Source organism: Paenibacillus sp. FSL P4-0338, from assembly GCF_038002365.1.
Classification (GTDB): domain Bacteria; phylum Bacillota; class Bacilli; order Paenibacillales; family Paenibacillaceae; genus Paenibacillus_AQ.
The window spans coordinates 911,556-929,055 of record NZ_JBBOCG010000002.1 but is presented as its reverse complement, the minus strand read 5'-3'; the positions used below and the strand labels follow the sequence as shown (position 1 = coordinate 929,055).

The following is a 17,500-nucleotide window of genomic DNA, read 5'->3' as shown; positions in this document are numbered from 1 at the left end:
TAAAATTAGCAGTTTGAGCCTGTAGCAGGCCTTCTCCCATAAATCTGCTGTATCAAATACAATAGAAGCGATTTTCGAGGTGTTTTGGAGACTTTCTATTGCCCATAATGCAATCACCCGAATGGGCGAGAACGCAGTTATAGAGATTTTTTAATTGCACCAAATACAGCTAAACAGAAATTTAGTGGCAAATCAGGCGATTTAGTTGTACAGATTGCATTTAAGCATTTACCCACTCGCACCTTCAAAAAGGTACACAAACCCCTCAGTAAGCAATTAGTTAACATCCTTCTCACAGATTCACAACTGATGCGCTACGAGAGGACAGCGGAGCGTACTATTCAGTGTCCCACAATACGAGCGACAGCGAACAGTGCGCCCACTATCCAGTGTCCCACAATACGAGCGACAGCAAACAGCCCCCGCTCATCCCGGCGGGGGCTGTCTTCATAATGCGGACGGGCCAGTCTGGCCCCGGCTCGCTATTTTATCCGTAAAAAGCCACAAGCTGGCGCACAATCTCCGCCTTGTCATGATCGACCACGACCTGATGCTGCGGCAGCTCGAACAGGGCGGCGATCGGCGCCGGGAACTCCTGCTTGATGCCGGTCAAGGCAATCGCCTCGTCGAACTTGGCCGGATGCGCTGTAGCGTAAGCAATGCTTATCTCATCCGGCGCACTGAACTTCTCGTAAGCGGCTACGCCACATGCCGTATGCGGGTCGAGCAGATAGCCGGATTCCTGCTGGTACTTGCTGATGATCTCCAGACACTGTGCGTTCTTCACGCCCAGCGCGGAGAAATCCGCCTGTACCCGGGCCAGCAGTTCGCCCTCCACCTTAATTGCGCCCTCACTCTGCAAGGCTGCCATGTACCCGGACAGCTTCTCTGCATCCTCATCCAGCAGATAATACAGATAGCGCTCAAAGTTGCTCGCCACCTGGATATCCATTGACGGGCTGTAGGTGCCCGTGAAGCTGCCCGGCTTGTATTCACCGGTAACCACGAACCGTTCGAGGATGTTATTCTCATTGGTGGCGATGATCAGCTTGTGGATCGGCAGACCCATTTTCTGCGCCAGGTAGCCTGAGAAAATATTACCGAAGTTACCCGAAGGCACGCTGATGTTGACCTTCTTCTGATCGCTTCCCGGAAGCTGCAGATAAGCATGGAAATAATAGACCGTCTGCGCCAGAATGCGCACGAAGTTAATGGAGTTAATTGCCCGCAGGTGATACCGTCCCTTGAAGTCGAGATCGGCGAACAGCTCCTTGATAATCTTCTGGCAATCGTCGAAGTTGCCTTCTACAGACAGATTCAGCACGTTGCTGTCATCTACGGTGGTCATTTGCAGTTCCTGTACCTTGCTGACCTTGCCGTGCGGATGAAGGATACAGATCTTGATCCCTTCTTTGCCGCGCACTCCTTGAATCGCAGCCGCTCCGGTATCGCCGGAGGTAGCCCCGAGAATATGGATGATCTCACCGCGCACCTTGGCAATATAGGAATACAGCTCGCCCATGAACTGCAGCGCCACATCCTTGAAGGCAAACGTCGGCCCATGGAACAGCTCCAGCACGTATAGAGAATCGTTCACCCGGTGCAGCGGCGTAACTTCCGGAGCGCGGAAGTTGCCATAGCTGGTGTAGACCATCGAGCGCAGATCTTCATAAGGAATTTCGTCATTGGTATAGTAGGAGAAAATCTCAAGGAACAGCTCCTGGAAACTCAGGCTTCTCCATTCCTCCAGCTTCTCCGGGGAAATCACCGGAATCTCAGCCGGCACCATCAACCCGCCGTCATCCGCCAGCCCCATCAGAACTGTATCAATAAAGCCTCTGGCCGCTACCTTGCCTCTTGTGCTTATATACTCCATACCCGTCTCATCCTCCTGAACCCCTCTTTATTTACTGTACATAGTACCACGTTTACGCGTTAAAGTCCGCTGATTCCGCACAAGTGGAAACGGCATTGCCGTCTTTTTAAAGGACGGTACCGTTTCGGCGAGAAAGATAAGGATAATTTTAGCGCGAAGCATACAAATTCTTATCTTTAGATAAAAGCTCACCAGGCCTATTTGCCCTGAAGCTCTTTCCAGACGGTTTTGTTACTGTACTTCTTCTCTGTGCTGACATCCAGGCCGAACCATTCCGGGGCAGCGAAGCCTTCCGCCTCCTCCAGCGAATCGAACTCAACCTCAAGCACCGTAAGCTCCAGCTGGGTGTAGAGATCAATCTCCACCGTAGTGTCGTTCCATACGCCTGTAATGCGGGTTTTGACCAACGGGATCGCCTTCACAGCCTCAATCATCTGGTTATACAAGCCTGCGGAAATGGAATATTCAATCTCCTGGCGGCTGATGCCCTTGCCATCCTTGAACGTATGCGTGTAAGTTACCTCACCCGTGTCCAGATCCGTGATCTTTCGCACCCGCAGCTCCTGCCCGTCCTCAATCGCAAGATAGGTCTGGTCAATACTGTGACGGGTCAGCACCTTCAGCTGTCCTTCTTCAATCAGCCGCTCCGGGTATTCCGGCAGCAGGAATTTGCGTTCAATCTCCATAGCCATGCTGTTTCTCTCCTCTGTATGCGGGCATTGTGCGAGCGTTAATGTTACATATTATTTATCATCATAGGGGCGGGCCATACGCAAGTCAACCGGAGACAACCGATTCACGGGTAAAATATTCCTATCCCTTTCCTGCGCCCGGGACATGAATGTTTTTGGCTCCCCAGGCTACGATCTCTTCAATTAACGGGACCAGCTCCTGCCCGGAGGGGGTCAGCGAATATTCGACGCGCGGAGGCACCTCATGATATTGCTCACGATGGATAATTCCGTGGTCGATAAGATCCTTGAGACAGTTCGTTAACGTGGTTCCGGTGATGCCGTTCAGCCTTCTTTTTAGCTCGTTATACCGGATCGGCCCCTCTTCGCTCAGTAAAGCAAGGATAGGCAGATTCCACTTCCCGCTGATGACATGAAAAGCAAAGGTGGCGGGGCACATCTGCGTTAAGTCGACCTCATATTTCATTGGGGATTCCTCCATCAGTATATTAAATATACCAGGTATTAAAAACAATAGTACTTGTTAATATTATTCCAGATATTATAATCATACTATAAAAAAGAAAGTGAGGTAAACAGCTATGAATACAAATCCTATGATCTGTGATCTGAAGACAGGTGTATGCGGGGTCAGCGACGAGGAGCATACGCAAATTATAGATTTCAATCCGCAGCCGCAGCCCAAAGTTACTCTCTATTATGCGACAGATCCGATCTGTTCACACTGCTGGGCCATCGAGCCTACCCTGAACCGGTTTATTCAGCAATATGGCAAGTACTTTGAACTACAGCCTCTAATGGGCGGGTTATTAGCGGGTTGGAATGGCTTTGCTGACAAGGCGAATGGAATACAGCAGCCAGCCGATGTAGCGGGGCACTGGAAGGAAGTCGGAGAGCATTACCGCATGCCTATTGACGGCACCCTATGGCTCCACAATCCGATTATGTCCTCTTATCCGCCCTCCAGAGTATTCAAGGTTATCCAGCAGAGACATCCGGGGAAGGAGCTGGCCTACTTGCGGAGCGCGAGAGAAGCCGTCTTCGTCTTCAACCGGAATATCGGGGAAGACGAGGTACTCACGGATATTGTGAATAGTCTGGGATTACCGGGCGATGACATCGTTCAGGCCGCAGGACTGGAAGCGGCACAGGAACTGCTGGAGGAGGATTTCCAGAAGGTAGCCCAGCTCGGCGTACGCGGCTTCCCGACCCTTGTCATGGTCAATGAAGAGAACCAAGGCATCAAGCTCGTCGGGTCCCGTACCCTGCAAAACTACGTGGACGCCTTGCAGCAGCTTATCCCTGAGCCTCTTGCTCCTGCTGCTCTACCGGCTATGCCGGAGCTGCTGGCCGGAGGACATCTTCTCTTCTCCAGAGAAATCGAGGCCATGTACGATATCGGGCAGGATGAGGTGGAGGCCTTCACCGCTGCTGCGCTTCCCGCGCATTCATACCGCACCCGGCAGATTCTGGGTGAGATGTTCATCGAACCGGCCTGAAGACGGCTGGGTATTCAAAAACAGCGGTCCCCCGTCATTGGAGGACCGCTGTTTGTTGGATGATACTGAATCATAATGCTCATTATACGAATTATGATGCCATGCGGACTGAGAATCCTCTATCCGGCTTAAACAGCTGATTTTTCCTATCATCCGGACTCAGAGGCCCCTATTCGTGCGATTTCACCTTGAAACGGCCAGCCCGGAAGACAATAAGGTCTTCTGAGTCCGCAAGAACAGAAATCAGATTAGTTTATGAGCAAATAAGTTCATGTCAGTCCGCAAGCCGGCTGTGGGTGAGGGGAGCCACGGCTCCAGAGGTGAATCCCCGCTGCAGAGGAATCCCCGCTGCGGCGGAATCACAGTGGCGGGCAAGTCCACGGTTGCGGAAGTGTCTGCATCTGCGTGAGAGTTCTTGATTAGATATAATCCGCCATCGAGCGGATCACAAGCCCCGTCGGAGCTGCCGGAATGAAGTCGCCCCCTCCATTGCCGCTGCTTCTAAGCGAGAACTCCACCGTCTTCGGCTCACCCGGCAGCAGATCGAAGTAATTATCGGAGAAGATGCCCTCTTCTTCTACAGTCAGATGAACCCCCCGCGCCAGCACATCGCTGCTCAGCGTGAAGCTCTGCCCGCCGCTTCCCGGTACCTCTGTCACCGTGATAACCGGCTGGCTTAGCGGAATATCCTTGGCAGCCGCGAAGTAATGCTCCTTGCGCTCCAGCACTTGCCTTGTCTCCGGTCCTTGTTCCTGCACCTGCCTTGCCTCTGTCCCCTGCTCCACGATCTGCCCGCTCTCCAGCAGCGAGGCCACCAGCAGCACACTAGCCGGCTCGCGGCCCTCCAGCACTTCGGCCAGCGGCAGCGTGAAGATCACAGCTGACGAATCCTCAGCAAGGGTTACCGGCTGCGACCACTCACGCAGCAGTACGCCGCTGATATCATGCAGCCGCAGCACCAGCTCTGCGTCCAAGGCTTCCCTCCGGTCAGACACCCCATAGACCTTGACGCTCTCCCCGTCCGTGCTGTCTACAGACAGCAGTACCTCCTGGAAGCTGCGGCGCACCGTATATTGCAGCGCCTTCCAGCGCCCGTAATAATCCATGCCCGCCCAGGAGGCTACCGGCCAGCAGTCATTCATCTGCCAGTACAGCGTGCCCATGCAATAAGGCTTGTTGCGGCGGTGGCTCTCCATAGCCATGCGGATCGCCTCGGCCTGAAGCACTTGGCTCATGTACAAGAAGCCCCGGAAATCCTTCGGCTGCGGCAGGTACATATCCATATACTCCTTAATCAGCTGATTGCCCGCTCCATTCTTCTGATGAGCCAGCATTACCTTCGATTCCAGCGCCAGCTCTGCTTCCTCTGCATAGCTCAGCACCGACTTCAGCTCCGGGAAGGACTGGAAGCCGTATTCGCTCATGAAGCGGCCCACCTTGAGATTATAGTTCTCGAACGGCTCCTTGGCGTGCCAGACGCCCCAATAGTGAACATCCCCGTCACCCTTAATTCGCGTGGCATGCTGATCCTGAGCACCGGTAAGCTCGCGCAGCGGTGAAGACGGCCAGTAGTCCATACCCGGATGGTTCGCAGCAACGGCTTCCGGCAGAATCCGGTGGAAAATCTCTTCATATGCAGCCCATAAGATCTGGCGGATCTCAGCATTCAGCTTCTCCTTCCAGCCCCAGCCCATGTACTCCTCATACTGCGACCAGGCCGAGTCAATCTCATTGTTCCCGCACCAGAGCGCGATACACGGGTGGTTACGCAATCTGCGGACATTATATACCGCTTCTGCGCGGACATTATTCAGGAACGCCTCATCCCCCGGATACATGCTGCAGGCGAACATGAAGTCCTGCCAGACCAGCAGCCCGTATTCATCACACAGCCGGTAGAATACCTCTTCTTCATAGAATCCGCCGCCCCACACCCGCAGCATATTCATATTGGATTCCACGGCCGTGGCTATCTCATGGCGGTAACGTTCTTCCGTAACCTCTGTAATGAAGCTGTCGTTCGGGATATGATTGGCACCCTTGGCGAAGACCGGCACCCCGTTCAGCTCAAAATGGAACGACGCCCCCTGCGCATCCGGCTTACGCACCAGCTTCATTTCCCGAAGCCCCGTCGTTGCCTCCGATACTGCTACAACCTGCGCTTCTTGCAGCAGCTCTGCACGGAAATGGTACAGCTCCGGCGTGCCCAGGCCGTTGCACCACCACAGGCGCGGGCGGTCAATCACCAGTTCAAGCTCTATCGACTGCTTGCCCGGAACGAGCGTAACCGCCTTCATCCATTCCTGCCCTTCAGTGCTCACGCGCAGCATTCCGTTCCATGCTTCCGGTGCATCCGCTTCAATCACGGCCGTCAGCCGGGCCTCCTGCTCATTCACTGCATGCTGGCGAATGTACAGATCCTCAATCGCCGCAACGTTACGGCCCGTCAGCATAGCTTCCCGCCAGATTCCGCTGGTCAGAAATCGCGGGCCCCAGTCCCAGCCGTAATGATACGGCGCTTTGCGGGCAAATACACTGATCCGCTGCTCCTGAAGACCACCTAACTCAGACTGGTCATTCGGCGCAGGCAGCGCGTAGCCCAGCGCCGCCAGCTTCGGCAGATCCTCAGTCACCACCGAGCGGAAGACGATGTGGAGCTCATTCTTACCTGTCCGCAGCAGCCCCTTCACATTCACGGTCCAGGACAGGAACATATTGTCTGCGGACAAGGCATGCACCCCGTTCACATACACATCGGCATACGTATCCAGCCCGGCGAACACCAGCTCAGTTACCGCCAGCGTCTGCCATGCCTCTTCTAATACAAATCCGGTTCTGTATTCCCAGTCCTTTTTATCAATCCATTGCAGCTCATGTTCATTCGTTCCATAGAAGGGCTGATCGATAACGCCATTGCGCAGCAGATCCGTATGCACCGTTCCCGGTACCACAGCCGTAAGCCATTCATCATCTCCGCAGGCTCTGAACTCCCAGTTCGACAGGTCGATTTGTAGTTGTTTCATAGTTCCTCCTATACTGTTTTTGCGCATTTCGGCGCTTAGCTACCCTAATTATATTTTGTTATAATAATGTTAGCAATAACAATATTCAAGGTAGCTACAATACAAACAAAACAAACATCTCATCGAACCCCTCAAACACATGCCCCCCTATATTAAGCCCCAGTCACCAATGTATCATTTGTTATTTTTGTTATCTTCCCCTGCGCTTACTTCTGCTTACTTCTGCTTATGCTGCTCTTCATGCTCCTTAATCACCTGCTCCGTCCCGAGCAGAATCAGCCTCAGTCCGAATTCAAAGGCCCCGTCAGTCCCCAGCAGCTCGAACAGTCCGTTCTTGAACATCCTGCGGAACAACCCAACCTCCTTATCGCTCATCGATTCCATCAGGCGAAGCAGTTCCTCACCCGGAGGCTCCTGTTGTTCCTTAGCCATCATAGCGACATTTCGCTCATGCTCATAATCGTCCAGCACGAAGAAGAACACGAAGTTCACCAGTGTTGTGACCACCTGCACCTTCTGCGCCTCCTCAAGCGGCGTGGATTCCACGCAGTGCAGCATCCGGTTGTTGAACCGGATAATGTCCGGCTCGTGGGGCAGTGTCATCATCATAAGTTGGGTGGAACAGGAATACCGGCTGAGCACGCTCCGTACCGTTACCGCAAATCCTGTCAATTGTTCCTTCCAGTCGCCCTCCGGGCGGTGCTCCTCCAGGATGACTCTGGAGATGTGGTTGGACAGCCGCTGGTAGAGGTTCTGCTTGCTCTTGAAATACCAATACAGCGAGGGAGCCTGAATGCCCAGCCGTTCCGCCAGCCGCCGCATGCTGAATTTCTCGATGCCCCCCTCCTTAAGAAGCTCCCATGAAGCTTCCAGAATCCGGTCCTCCGAGATTTGAGGTTGTGCTTTTTTCATCGTTATCCGCCCTTTTATCTAACAGTGTAAGTTTATGCTTTACAGTCTCTTAGGTTCATGATATCATCTAACACTGTAAGGTTCAATCTAACGCCGTTAGATTGACAAAAATCAGTGAAAGAAGTGATCCCTAATGGATACCGAAAACCTTTATTATTTTGAAAAAGCACCTATCACCAAAGCTGTCGCCCATTTCGCCGTGCCCATGATGTTAGGCACCTCCATGAATGTCATCTATTCGATTCTGAATGCCTATTTCCTGGGCACTCTCCACAATACGGCCATGCTGACCGCACTCGCCCTGACCTTACCGCTGTTCGCCATCATTATGGCACTGGGCAATCTGGTGGGGATCGGCAGCGGCACCTACATCTCGCGGCTGCTTGGCGAGCACAAATATGATGAAGTCAAGCAAGTGTCCTCCTTCGCCTTTTACAGCAGTCTCTTGCTTGGCCTCCTCGTGATGGCCGCAGGTCTACCGCTGATCGGCCCGATCCTTCACAGTCTGGGGGCAACGCCGGATTCCTATGGATTCACGAAGGATTATGTCACAGTCATGCTGATTGGCGCGCCGTTTGTTGTGTTGTTCTTTACGCTGGAGAATATGGTCCGCTCCGAGGGTGCAGCCATCGTGTCCATGATCGGGATGATGCTCAGCGTGGTGGTTAATATCCTGCTCGATGCTCTGGTCATCTTCGTGCTCCACTGGGGTGTAATTGGCGTAGCGTCGGCAACGGTTGTTGCCAACATGGTTGCGAGTGCCTACTACGCCTTCCATATGGGCTACAAAAGCCAATTCCTGGCGATCTCCTTCAAATGGTTCAAGGCCACCAAGGATATTCTCAGCAATGTGTTCAAAATCGGCGTTCCGGTCTTTATCATGAGTGTCTTTCTGGGAGCCATGTCGCTGATCTTCAACCTGTTCCTGATCGAATATGGAGATTCGGCTGTAGCCGCTTACGGGATATCCTCAAGATTGCTGCAATTTCCCGAGTTTATTCTGATGGGATTGTGCGAGGGAGTGGTGCCGCTCATTGCCTTCTCATTCACAGCGGATAAGCTGCGCATGAAGCATACCATCGGATTCACGGTAAAAGCGATGGCCGCCATGGCTGCCGTATTCGGCATCATCGTCTATCTGATATCCGACCATCTGATCGGTCTGTTCACCCAGGACCCGCAAATGATTCAAATGGGCAGCTACATTCTGCATGTCACCTTCTTGTCCTTATTCATTTCAGGGCTGACCACCTTGTTCATGGGGATCTTCCAAGCTACCGCGCAGGGAACAGCCGCGTTCGTAATGTCGATTATTCAAGGGGTCACCCTGATTCCTGTGCTCTTCTTCGCCAACCAGACGAATGGCTTCCATGGAGTGGTGTGGTCGCTGGTCATTGCCGATGCCGCTGCCTTCCTGGTCGGTGCCGCCATGCTGTACGCCCTACGGCACAAGCTACAGCCCGAACTAGAGAGTCTGGTACATTAAGTAAACCTAAGCAGTCTCTGAGAAACACAAGCAGCCGCAGGGAGGCCCTTCCTGCGGCTGCTTTATGCTTTTATGTTACTATGAAGGTTGTAACGCATTCCATCTGCAGAAGGAGTCTGATCCGCTTGCACGCACCACTCCATACTAACCACGACTCTCAGGACCTCGAGGTCTACGATACAACCGAGCTATATGGTGAAACCGGACGGTTCCGGGTTCTGCAATTCTCAGGGGAAGCTGTTCAAGGCGCAATGGATCTGGACCATCCGCGCCGGGTGATCTTCGAGTATCCCCGGGCGATGATCCATCTGATGGAAGCGGGTAATCCTTATTTCGAGCATGTCTTCCTGATCGGACACGGGATTGGGACGATTGCCGGTTATTTCGCCGAGAAGCAGTTTACGGTGGCTGAGGTGAACACGAAGGTAGTGGAGTACAGCAGAACCCGCTTTGGCTACACGCAGGATAACATCCTGATCGGTGACGGCCGCAGCCTGCTGGAAGCCGCCCCGGACCAGGGCCATGACTACATCCTGCTTGATGCCTTCACCGCTGCCGGGACACCGCCCCATTTCACCACGCTGGAGTTCTTCCGCCTTACCCGCGCCAAGCTGAACAGACACGGCCAGATCATCATGAATCTGATGGGCCGCAGCGGTAATGACCGCTTCATCAGTGCCATCCATACCACACTTCGTGAAGTGTATCCCTACACCCGATCCTTCGCCCTCCCGGCAGAAGGTGCGGCGGACCTCCGTAATATTATATTGGTTGGCAGCAACCGGCCAATCCCCTGCCAGTCCCGCCACATGGCCGGCTTCAGAGAGATCACGCCCGGGCCGGGGTATGTGATCCGGGATTAGGTCCTGCTTCGCTGCCAATATCCATGCAGATCATGCAAACATCATCCGGCATTTCCAGACCGGACAGATTATTCTCTCTACCGGATTCAAGCAGTTTGTCCAGCAGTACAGCAATCGGCTCATGTCTAGTATCATTCATTACTTGTACTACTCCTTCAACCTGTTCCTTCAACATATAACCAGGCTTCTCGATCAAACCGTCAGTATACAATAGTATTCTGGACTTCCCTGTAAATTGGATAGTCTGCTTTTTTGCATTTAAGTGGGGAATAATGCCGACTGGAAGACAGGAGGATTTCAAATGGAACACTTCTCCGCTGTCATCCATAAGCATACCGCTGGGATGGCCCGCGTTGATATATTCGATTGAACTCGTCTCTGTGTCCACGATCAAATATATGGCTGTGAAATAGAAATTGGCTGTTTCCTTTGACTCGCTAAACAGCTTGTTCATATGATTGTTTAAATCTGTAATCACTTCTTCCGTACTTATACTGCCCTGAATAATCCCTCTAAGAAGAGAACGTATAGACATACATACGAGTGCTGAAGAAACACCGTGTCCCATAACATCCATAATCAGAATACCGTACCGATGTTCACTTATACGGTACCAGGCATACATATCACCTCCAAGGTTCTGCGAAGGTATGTATCTGGCGTCAATTAAAAATAATGGCGTGCTCACCGGTCGACTGAGTACGCTCTTCTGCACCTGTCTGGCCAGTTCCAGATCAACTTGAATATTTTTCTCAATCAGTTTTTTATGGGTAATATCCAGTACCACTCCATTCACGATAACTGAATCACCCTTTGCAGTATAAAAGGGGAATAACCGGCTTTCAACCCATCGGATTTCCCCACTTGAATGGACAATACGATATTCCAGATTCGTAGTATAGGTTTCCCCGTCTGCAGCAGCAGCCATTCTGGCACTAACCATATCCTTGTCCTTATCATAAATCTGCGCCGACCATAAATGGGGGTATCGGTAATACTCCTCTGGAGTATAGCCGAATGTCCTTTCGCATGCTTGAGAGATGGTAAGTAGTTTATCTTGAGTCACATCATATGACCACAGTATAATATCAATACTCTCCAAAATAGTATTCAGCTGCGCCTGTACTACCTTCAGCTTTTCCTGCATTCTTTCAAATTCTGTAATATCCTTAGCAAAACCGATAACTCCCCGGATCACTCCTTCTGCCATAAGAGCGACACTCGATATATCAAAGATTTGAATCTCTCCGCTCTTATTAATCAATTGCAATTTTCGTGAAGTGGAAAGTATGCTTCCATTCATAATATTCCTAAAGGTCTGCCTAATTATCGGCACATCCTCCGGAAGGAGTAACTTGATAAACGGAGTACTCTTAATCTCTGCCTCTGAATATCCGAGGTTATCCAGAAGATTAGGGCTTACACTAATGATTAATTCATTGAGATCCACCACGTAAATTCCTGCATTGTTATACAAAAATAACGATTCATACCGCTGCTCACTGTCCCTTAGCTTCTTTGTACTCCCTTCATGCTGCCTGTGTAAGAGAATTAGTGAAGTCAGAATAACACATTGGCTCACAAAGCCGACAATAAAATCATAACTAAACCCTTTATTTACAAATAAAAGATTATACAAATTCAAGACAACTATTATGAAGAGAATCAGAAGAAATCTGTTTTTGACACACCATTCTCTGAGCGGGTATAACCATCTAGTGTTCATGTCACTCTCCTTTTCTTAGTCATGTAAAGCGTTACATAGGCATCTTCAGAGATTAACCTTACTTCATCCATAATTCCGTGAATGAGCATCATTCCCCTGCCATGCAATCCAAAAGGGGAGACCTGTTCATGATGTAATTCAAAGGATCCGCCACTCTGACAAACTTTAATCTCCATGATATCCGATTCGACCAGCCAAGAAACTCTGAACCTGCATATGTCTGAAGAACTTCCATGCTCAAATGCATTCATACATGCCTCTTCGGTTACCAACTGCAGCAGGATGGATTCATGCTCTGAGAAGCCTGAAATTTGCGCTATTTTCCTAGTAGTTTTTATGGCAAGAACTATATCATCGCGGTTATAAATAACGAGAATTTGACCATATGTTTTATCTGAGAGGTTGTTCATTTTAACCCGCCATTTAAATAGTCATAAGCATCATTAAGTTCCGTGAATATCTTCATGAAAGTACTGAAGTGAACAATTTCAAGTATTTCACCTACGGTAGGTTGTACACCTGCAATAACCAGTTCCTTGCCGGTACGACCTGCAGTCAGTACAGCATCAGCTATAACTCCAAGTGCAGCGCTGTTCAGGTAGGCTACATCTGTCAACTCAAGGATAAGACCTCTCGATTCACATTCTAAAAGCCTCTGGATGGTCCTGTGGAACTCTTCTACATTCTTAAGGGTTATATCTTTATTCCATTTCAACAGTTGTATCTTCTCGTGTAAAGAGTTCTCCATTAATCTATCCTACCTCTTTTCTCTTAGGCTCCAGATTTAACAGCTTTTCTAAATTCAATAAATGAATAAACTGCTGATCATTTTTATAAATGGCATCCAGCATTTCGGAATTCCGCATTACCTGATCCGGTGCCTCGTCCAAATGAGCCTTGGGAAGCAGACGAACCTCCGAAACCTCATCAACCAGAAGGCCTATCTCATGACCTGAGACTTCACAGATCAGAATCCGGGAGCTGGCAGAGTGGTCGTGAGCACTCATACCTAACCGGAGACATATATCATATACCGGAAACAATAATCCTCGTAGATTAATCATCCCCAGAACATGAGGAGGCGCTGAAACAAGCTGATGAATTTCCGGTACAGGCACAATTTCTTTCATCTTCCGGATCGGAATGGCAAAATCCATTGCCGACATCTTGAAGGTTACGTATTTCCCGGTTTCGTCATAAGGCTGTTTGCCTTCAGCCTCTTCTGGCAGAACCCTATCATAGGAAGATCCTGCTTCACGAGCAATAGAACCTACATCCAGGATATGCGCTACATGGCCGTCTCCAAGAATAGTTGAACCCGCGATATAAGAAACGTTGCCGATATAATTCCCCAGTGATTTGATCACGATCTCCTGGTTGCCAATGGTCTGGTCCACGACCAGACATACACGTTTATCTGCTAATCCGACAATTACAACAAATAGACGCTCCTTACTTGCACCCGGCTCCTCCTGCACCTGCAGCTTGCGGTGCAGACGGACAAGGGGCAACACCTGATTACGGAATTCACATACTTCTTTCCCTTGTACTGTGAGAATATCAGCGGTTCTCAGCCTAAAAATTTCAATAACATTAACTAACGGAACCGCAAAGGTGCTGCTCCCCAGCTTAATGAGCAGGGAGCGGATAATCGCCAGGGTCAGGGGGACTTTTATTGTAAACACCGTTCCTTCATTAGGTGTCGTTTCAATATCAATGACACCATTCAATTTCTCAATATGCGATTTCACAATATCCATTCCAACCCCGCGGCCGGATAAATCTGAAACCTGCTGTGCTGTAGATACCCCTGAACGGAAAATTAACAGCACCAGCTCTTTTTCACTCATGCGGGCAACCTCTTCAGCCGTAGCAAATCCTTTACGAACCGCCATTTCCTTTACTTTTTGGGCATCTATTCCCCGGCCGTCATCGGCAACGGTTATCACGACCATATTTCCTTGATGACTTGCCCGGAGTACTATGATACCTTTGCGAGATTTGCCCTTGGCTGCACGTTCTTCTGGACCCTCCAACCCGTGATCGGCAGAATTGCGCAGAATATGAATGAGCGGGTCGCTAATTTCCTCTATCAGGGTCCGGTCCAGCTCCGTCTCTTTGCCTTCGATGATGAGTTCAATACTTTTATCCGACTTTTGTGCCAGGTCTCGAATCATCCGCGGAAAGCGGCCGAATAAATGCTCTATCGGCAGCATCCGCGTTTTCATCATGCCATCTTGAAGATCGGAAATAACCATATTCAAATGATTGGCAATGTCATTCAGCAGATTGATATCGACATTGTTTTTGAACTGCTCGCTTAATTTCGCCCGTATACTGTGCAGTCTCGTATTATCAATGATCAACTCACCCACCAGATTGAGCAATCCCTCCAGCCGCTCCACATCAACACGGACCGTCTGTGCTACCTGTACCTTACTTTCGGGGGCCCTTGTGGATTCTTTAGTTTTGGCCGTCTCCTTTAGCAGATTATTAGATTCTTCTACCTTAGGCACAACTACTCCTTCTACAAAGGTATCCAGATTTAAATTTGTAATGTATTCCATACGCACTGAGTCAATCTGAGAGATTTGATTCAGACTGGCAATAATGTCCTCCTGCATTTGTCTGGTAATCAGAATATATACAATAGTTCCGGAAAAAGATGTATCCTTTTCGATCAATTCCAATGCCGGAAAGCAAACAGCAATTTCCCCCTGCTCCTTCAGATTGATCTCCGCCAGCTTAGCGCGTACATATTTCATGGACTCCTCTTCAGCCAACTGAACATGAATTGCCATTACCTCTGATCCGTTATCCAAAGCAGCTTGAATTTGTTTTCTCCGTGCATCGTCAAAAACAATATGCAGGGGAGGAGGTGCAGCTTTTCTCTCTTCAGCCTCACGTTTTGTGCTTTCGGCTGCAGCGGGAACCCGGACTTCTTCCAACCGGCGTATCAGCTCCGCAGTGTCCCCCTCTTCCAACATCCCGCCCAGAATGGACTGGCGAAGCTGCTTAATGAAATCAATACAGTCAAACATGATGTGCAGTAGTTCGGGAGATACCTCCAGTTGGCCGCCACGGATCAGATCAAAGACACTTTCCATCTGGTGTGTCAATCCGTTAAGCTGCTTAAATCCCATTACCGCCGAGGATCCCTTCAAGGTATGTGCAGCCCTGAAAATATTTTGTATGACAATCTCCTGACAACCCGCACTCTCGAGCACCAAGAGGTACTCATCCAAGCATTGAAGCTGCTCTTGCATTTCATCCAGAAACACTCCCAAATATGCGGAATTATTCTGATAATCATTCATTTTCTTCGCTCTCCTTTGTGCGTTACCCTTCACCGAACAACCGCTCGATATTCAGAATACTAATTAAACCTTCAGAGCTTTTCCCGATCCCATCCATATACTGGGCACCGTCTATTTCATGGGATTCCAAAGGAGACTCAATTTCCTGGAAAGAAGTCACCTTCTCTACAGCATCCACAATAATGCCCATAGCCTCGTGTTTATACCGCACTACAATAATTCGTGATTGTATCCCTGCAGCAGTCTCGGGAATACCAAATCTTCTGCACATACTGATCACCGGTACAATCTTGCCACGCAGATTAATAACTCCTTCAATGAAGCTCTTACTATTAGGTACCCCCGTGATATGCTCCATTTTTATTATTTCATCAATATCCCGGATATTAAAGGCATGCTTCTCACTTCCCAGCCTGGATACGATATATTGGTCAGAATCTGCTGTTAGCATGACTTTCCCTCCTTACAGCTTGAAGGCTGCTACTGCGCCATTCAGCTCATCAGCCAGTGTAGCAAGCATTTGTGAGGAAGCAGCTGTTTCCTGTGCCGCTGCTGCCGATTGCTGGCTTCCTGCTGCTACTGCCCCAATAGATACGAGCACCTCACTCGTTTGCGCCGCCTGTTCCTCACAAGCCGCCGCAATACCTGTAATTTGCTGGGTCGTCTCATTTACACGGGATGCTATGCCCTGGATTAAGCCTTCCGTCTGGTCTGACAAGGCCGAGACCTCGTTTACAGCCTGTACACTTAGTACCGTATTCTTTTGCATTCCCCGGATGATATAGGCGATTTGTTTGGTGGCCTCACTGCTTCGTTCCGCCAGCTTACGGACCTCATCGGCAACAACGGCGAAGCCCCTTCCCTGCTCTCCCGCACGCGCCGCTTCTATTGCTGCATTTAAGGCGAGCAGATTGGTCTGCTCGGCGATCTCATCAATTACTTCAATAATCTCACCGATTTTTTGGGAGTCCTGCTCTAGCAGCTCCATCTTCTCCGACAAGTTATTCATGCCCAGACTGGAATTCCTTACAGCGATACTTCCCTCCTCGGCCCCTTGACGAGTCAGCATGGACAGCTCCGACACCTGCTCAGCGTTCCTTGCAACCTCATCGATGCCTCTGAGCAGATCCTGAATCAGATGGTTGATGTTCTGGGCAGCCTGGGCCTGTGACTGACTGCCGCCGGCGATTTGTTCGGTAGTTGCTGATATCTCCTCGGAAGAAGCAGCTAAGTTCTGGGCAGATTCTGCGGTATTGCCGATTAATCCTCTTAAATTAGATATCATTTCATTTGCTGCCGCTGCAAGCTTGCTGAATTCATCACGGCTTTTAATCGAAATCTGTTCCCTGAGATCGCCGTCTGCCATCTTCATCATTACAGCCAGAAGTTTGGATACGGGTCCCACAATTCCTTGAGAGATCATTAAAGCCAGTGTGACAGCAATTGCAGCCGCCAGAAAAGCAAAGATAAGGATGGTAGTTCTTCCGGAATTATAGCTGCTTTCAGTGGCTTCAATAGTGTTATTTGCTCCTGTTACTACATCTTTGACTGCCAGATTTGCTGTATCCAGCGCCAATTGCAAATCAGGGACTGAATCAAGCATGGTCTGATAGGCATTAACGTTATCATTTTTCGTTCCCATTTCAATAACGTCCGGAACAATTGCATTATACTTCTCCACACTCTGCTTGATGATTTCCAGCGATGATTTTTGGTCAGCGCTCAGTGCAAGCTCTGCATAAGCCTTGATTGTTGAAGCAATATTATCCTGGTCTTCTTGAATGGCTGCACGTATTTCACTGAATTCTGCAACACGCGTTTCCAGTACGATTTTCATCAAATCGCCACGGAGTTTATAAAGATTCGTTTGTATACTCTCCATATTGACTAATGTCGGGAGATTATAATTACGCATTTCCACTGAATTGCTGTTCATTTGCTCCATCTTTACAATTGATAAGCCACTGATCACAAGAAGCATAGCTATAACACCCAAAAAACTTCCCAATAATTTAGTGCGGATGTTTAATTTCACATGAAACACTCCTTTAAGTAAATTCTTTTAATTGCAAATTGCATTTTTACCAATTTATCCTTTGTTATGCC

At 49.7% G+C, this 17,500-nt stretch carries 15 protein-coding genes; 4 read left to right on the top strand and 11 right to left on the bottom strand.

Annotated features, from left to right (window positions below; all coding sequences use genetic code 11):
* Positions 1–487 precede the first annotated feature (487 nt).
* The 3 genes from thrC to MKZ07_RS28040 all read right to left on the bottom strand — a co-directional run bounded on the left by thrC (position 488) and on the right by MKZ07_RS28040 (position 3,034).
* Entirely contained in the window at positions 488–1,876 is a 1,389-nt protein-coding gene (thrC, locus tag MKZ07_RS28050; RefSeq protein WP_076161800.1) for a threonine synthase, read from the bottom strand.
* 197 nt (positions 1,877–2,073) lie between these two features.
* Positions 2,074–2,568, bottom strand: coding sequence for a CYTH domain-containing protein (locus MKZ07_RS28045; RefSeq protein WP_036701999.1), 495 nt, complete (start codon positions 2,566–2,568; stop codon positions 2,074–2,076).
* A gap of 121 nt (positions 2,569–2,689) precedes the next feature.
* Entirely contained in the window at positions 2,690–3,034 is a 345-nt protein-coding gene (locus MKZ07_RS28040) for a winged helix-turn-helix transcriptional regulator (protein ID WP_341028833.1), read from the bottom strand.
* Positions 3,035–3,149: 115 nt separating this feature from the next.
* Here MKZ07_RS28040 and MKZ07_RS28035 point away from each other — a divergent pair, with 115 nt between their 5' ends.
* Together MKZ07_RS28035 and MKZ07_RS28030 are read left to right on the top strand one after the other, a co-directional pair.
* Complete coding sequence (locus MKZ07_RS28035) at positions 3,150–4,067, top strand: DsbA family protein (protein ID WP_341028831.1); 918 nt, start codon at positions 3,150–3,152, stop codon at positions 4,065–4,067.
* A gap of 271 nt (positions 4,068–4,338) precedes the next feature.
* Positions 4,339–4,476 (top strand): hypothetical protein, encoded by a 138-nt coding sequence (locus MKZ07_RS28030; RefSeq protein WP_341028830.1) that lies wholly within the window; start codon positions 4,339–4,341, stop codon positions 4,474–4,476.
* A 10-nt stretch (positions 4,477–4,486) separates the two neighbouring features.
* Here MKZ07_RS28030 and MKZ07_RS28025 read toward each other — a convergent pair whose 3' ends face one another.
* Both MKZ07_RS28025 and MKZ07_RS28020 read right to left on the bottom strand, forming a co-directional pair.
* Positions 4,487–7,090, bottom strand: a complete 2,604-nt coding sequence (locus MKZ07_RS28025; RefSeq protein WP_036701995.1) for a beta-mannosidase — start codon at positions 7,088–7,090, stop codon at positions 4,487–4,489.
* 216 nt (positions 7,091–7,306) lie between these two features.
* Positions 7,307–8,002, bottom strand: a complete 696-nt coding sequence (locus MKZ07_RS28020) for a TetR/AcrR family transcriptional regulator (protein WP_036701993.1) — start codon at positions 8,000–8,002, stop codon at positions 7,307–7,309.
* A 133-nt stretch (positions 8,003–8,135) separates the two neighbouring features.
* On the opposite strand from MKZ07_RS28020, the gene MKZ07_RS28015 reads away from it, so the two are divergent.
* Both MKZ07_RS28015 and MKZ07_RS28010 read left to right on the top strand, forming a co-directional pair.
* On the top strand, positions 8,136–9,488 hold the full coding sequence (locus MKZ07_RS28015; protein WP_036701991.1) for an MATE family efflux transporter: 1,353 nt from the start codon (positions 8,136–8,138) through the stop codon (positions 9,486–9,488).
* Positions 9,489–9,568: 80 nt separating this feature from the next.
* Entirely contained in the window at positions 9,569–10,351 is a 783-nt protein-coding gene (locus MKZ07_RS28010) for a fused MFS/spermidine synthase (RefSeq protein ID WP_036701989.1), read from the top strand.
* Here the strand turns inward: MKZ07_RS28010 and MKZ07_RS28005 are convergent.
* Genes MKZ07_RS28005 through MKZ07_RS27980 form a run of 6 tightly spaced genes read right to left on the bottom strand, consistent with a single transcriptional unit; the run spans position 10,317 to position 17,429 of the window.
* The gene (locus tag MKZ07_RS28005; RefSeq protein ID WP_051494105.1) at positions 10,317–12,077 is read right to left on the bottom strand and encodes a SpoIIE family protein phosphatase; all 1,761 of its coding nucleotides are present in this window, start codon (positions 12,075–12,077) and stop codon (positions 10,317–10,319) included. The genes MKZ07_RS28010 and MKZ07_RS28005 overlap by 35 nt on opposite strands.
* The gene (locus MKZ07_RS28000) at positions 12,074–12,487 is read right to left on the bottom strand and encodes an ATP-binding protein (RefSeq protein ID WP_051494104.1); all 414 of its coding nucleotides are present in this window, start codon (positions 12,485–12,487) and stop codon (positions 12,074–12,076) included. The genes MKZ07_RS28005 and MKZ07_RS28000 overlap by 4 nt, the downstream gene beginning before the upstream one ends.
* Entirely contained in the window at positions 12,484–12,825 is a 342-nt protein-coding gene (locus MKZ07_RS27995; RefSeq protein WP_036701987.1) for an STAS domain-containing protein, read from the bottom strand. The genes MKZ07_RS28000 and MKZ07_RS27995 overlap by 4 nt, the downstream gene beginning before the upstream one ends.
* Positions 12,826–12,829: 4 nt before the next feature.
* Positions 12,830–15,394, bottom strand: coding sequence for a chemotaxis protein CheW (locus tag MKZ07_RS27990; RefSeq protein ID WP_341028825.1), 2,565 nt, complete (start codon positions 15,392–15,394; stop codon positions 12,830–12,832).
* Between the two features lie 22 nt (positions 15,395–15,416).
* A complete protein-coding gene (locus MKZ07_RS27985) occupies positions 15,417–15,845 on the bottom strand; it encodes a chemotaxis protein CheW (protein WP_036701984.1) in 429 nt (142 codons plus the stop codon).
* 12 nt (positions 15,846–15,857) lie between these two features.
* Complete coding sequence (locus tag MKZ07_RS27980; protein WP_162174505.1) at positions 15,858–17,429, bottom strand: methyl-accepting chemotaxis protein; 1,572 nt, start codon at positions 17,427–17,429, stop codon at positions 15,858–15,860.
* Positions 17,430–17,500: the final 71 nt, after the last annotated feature.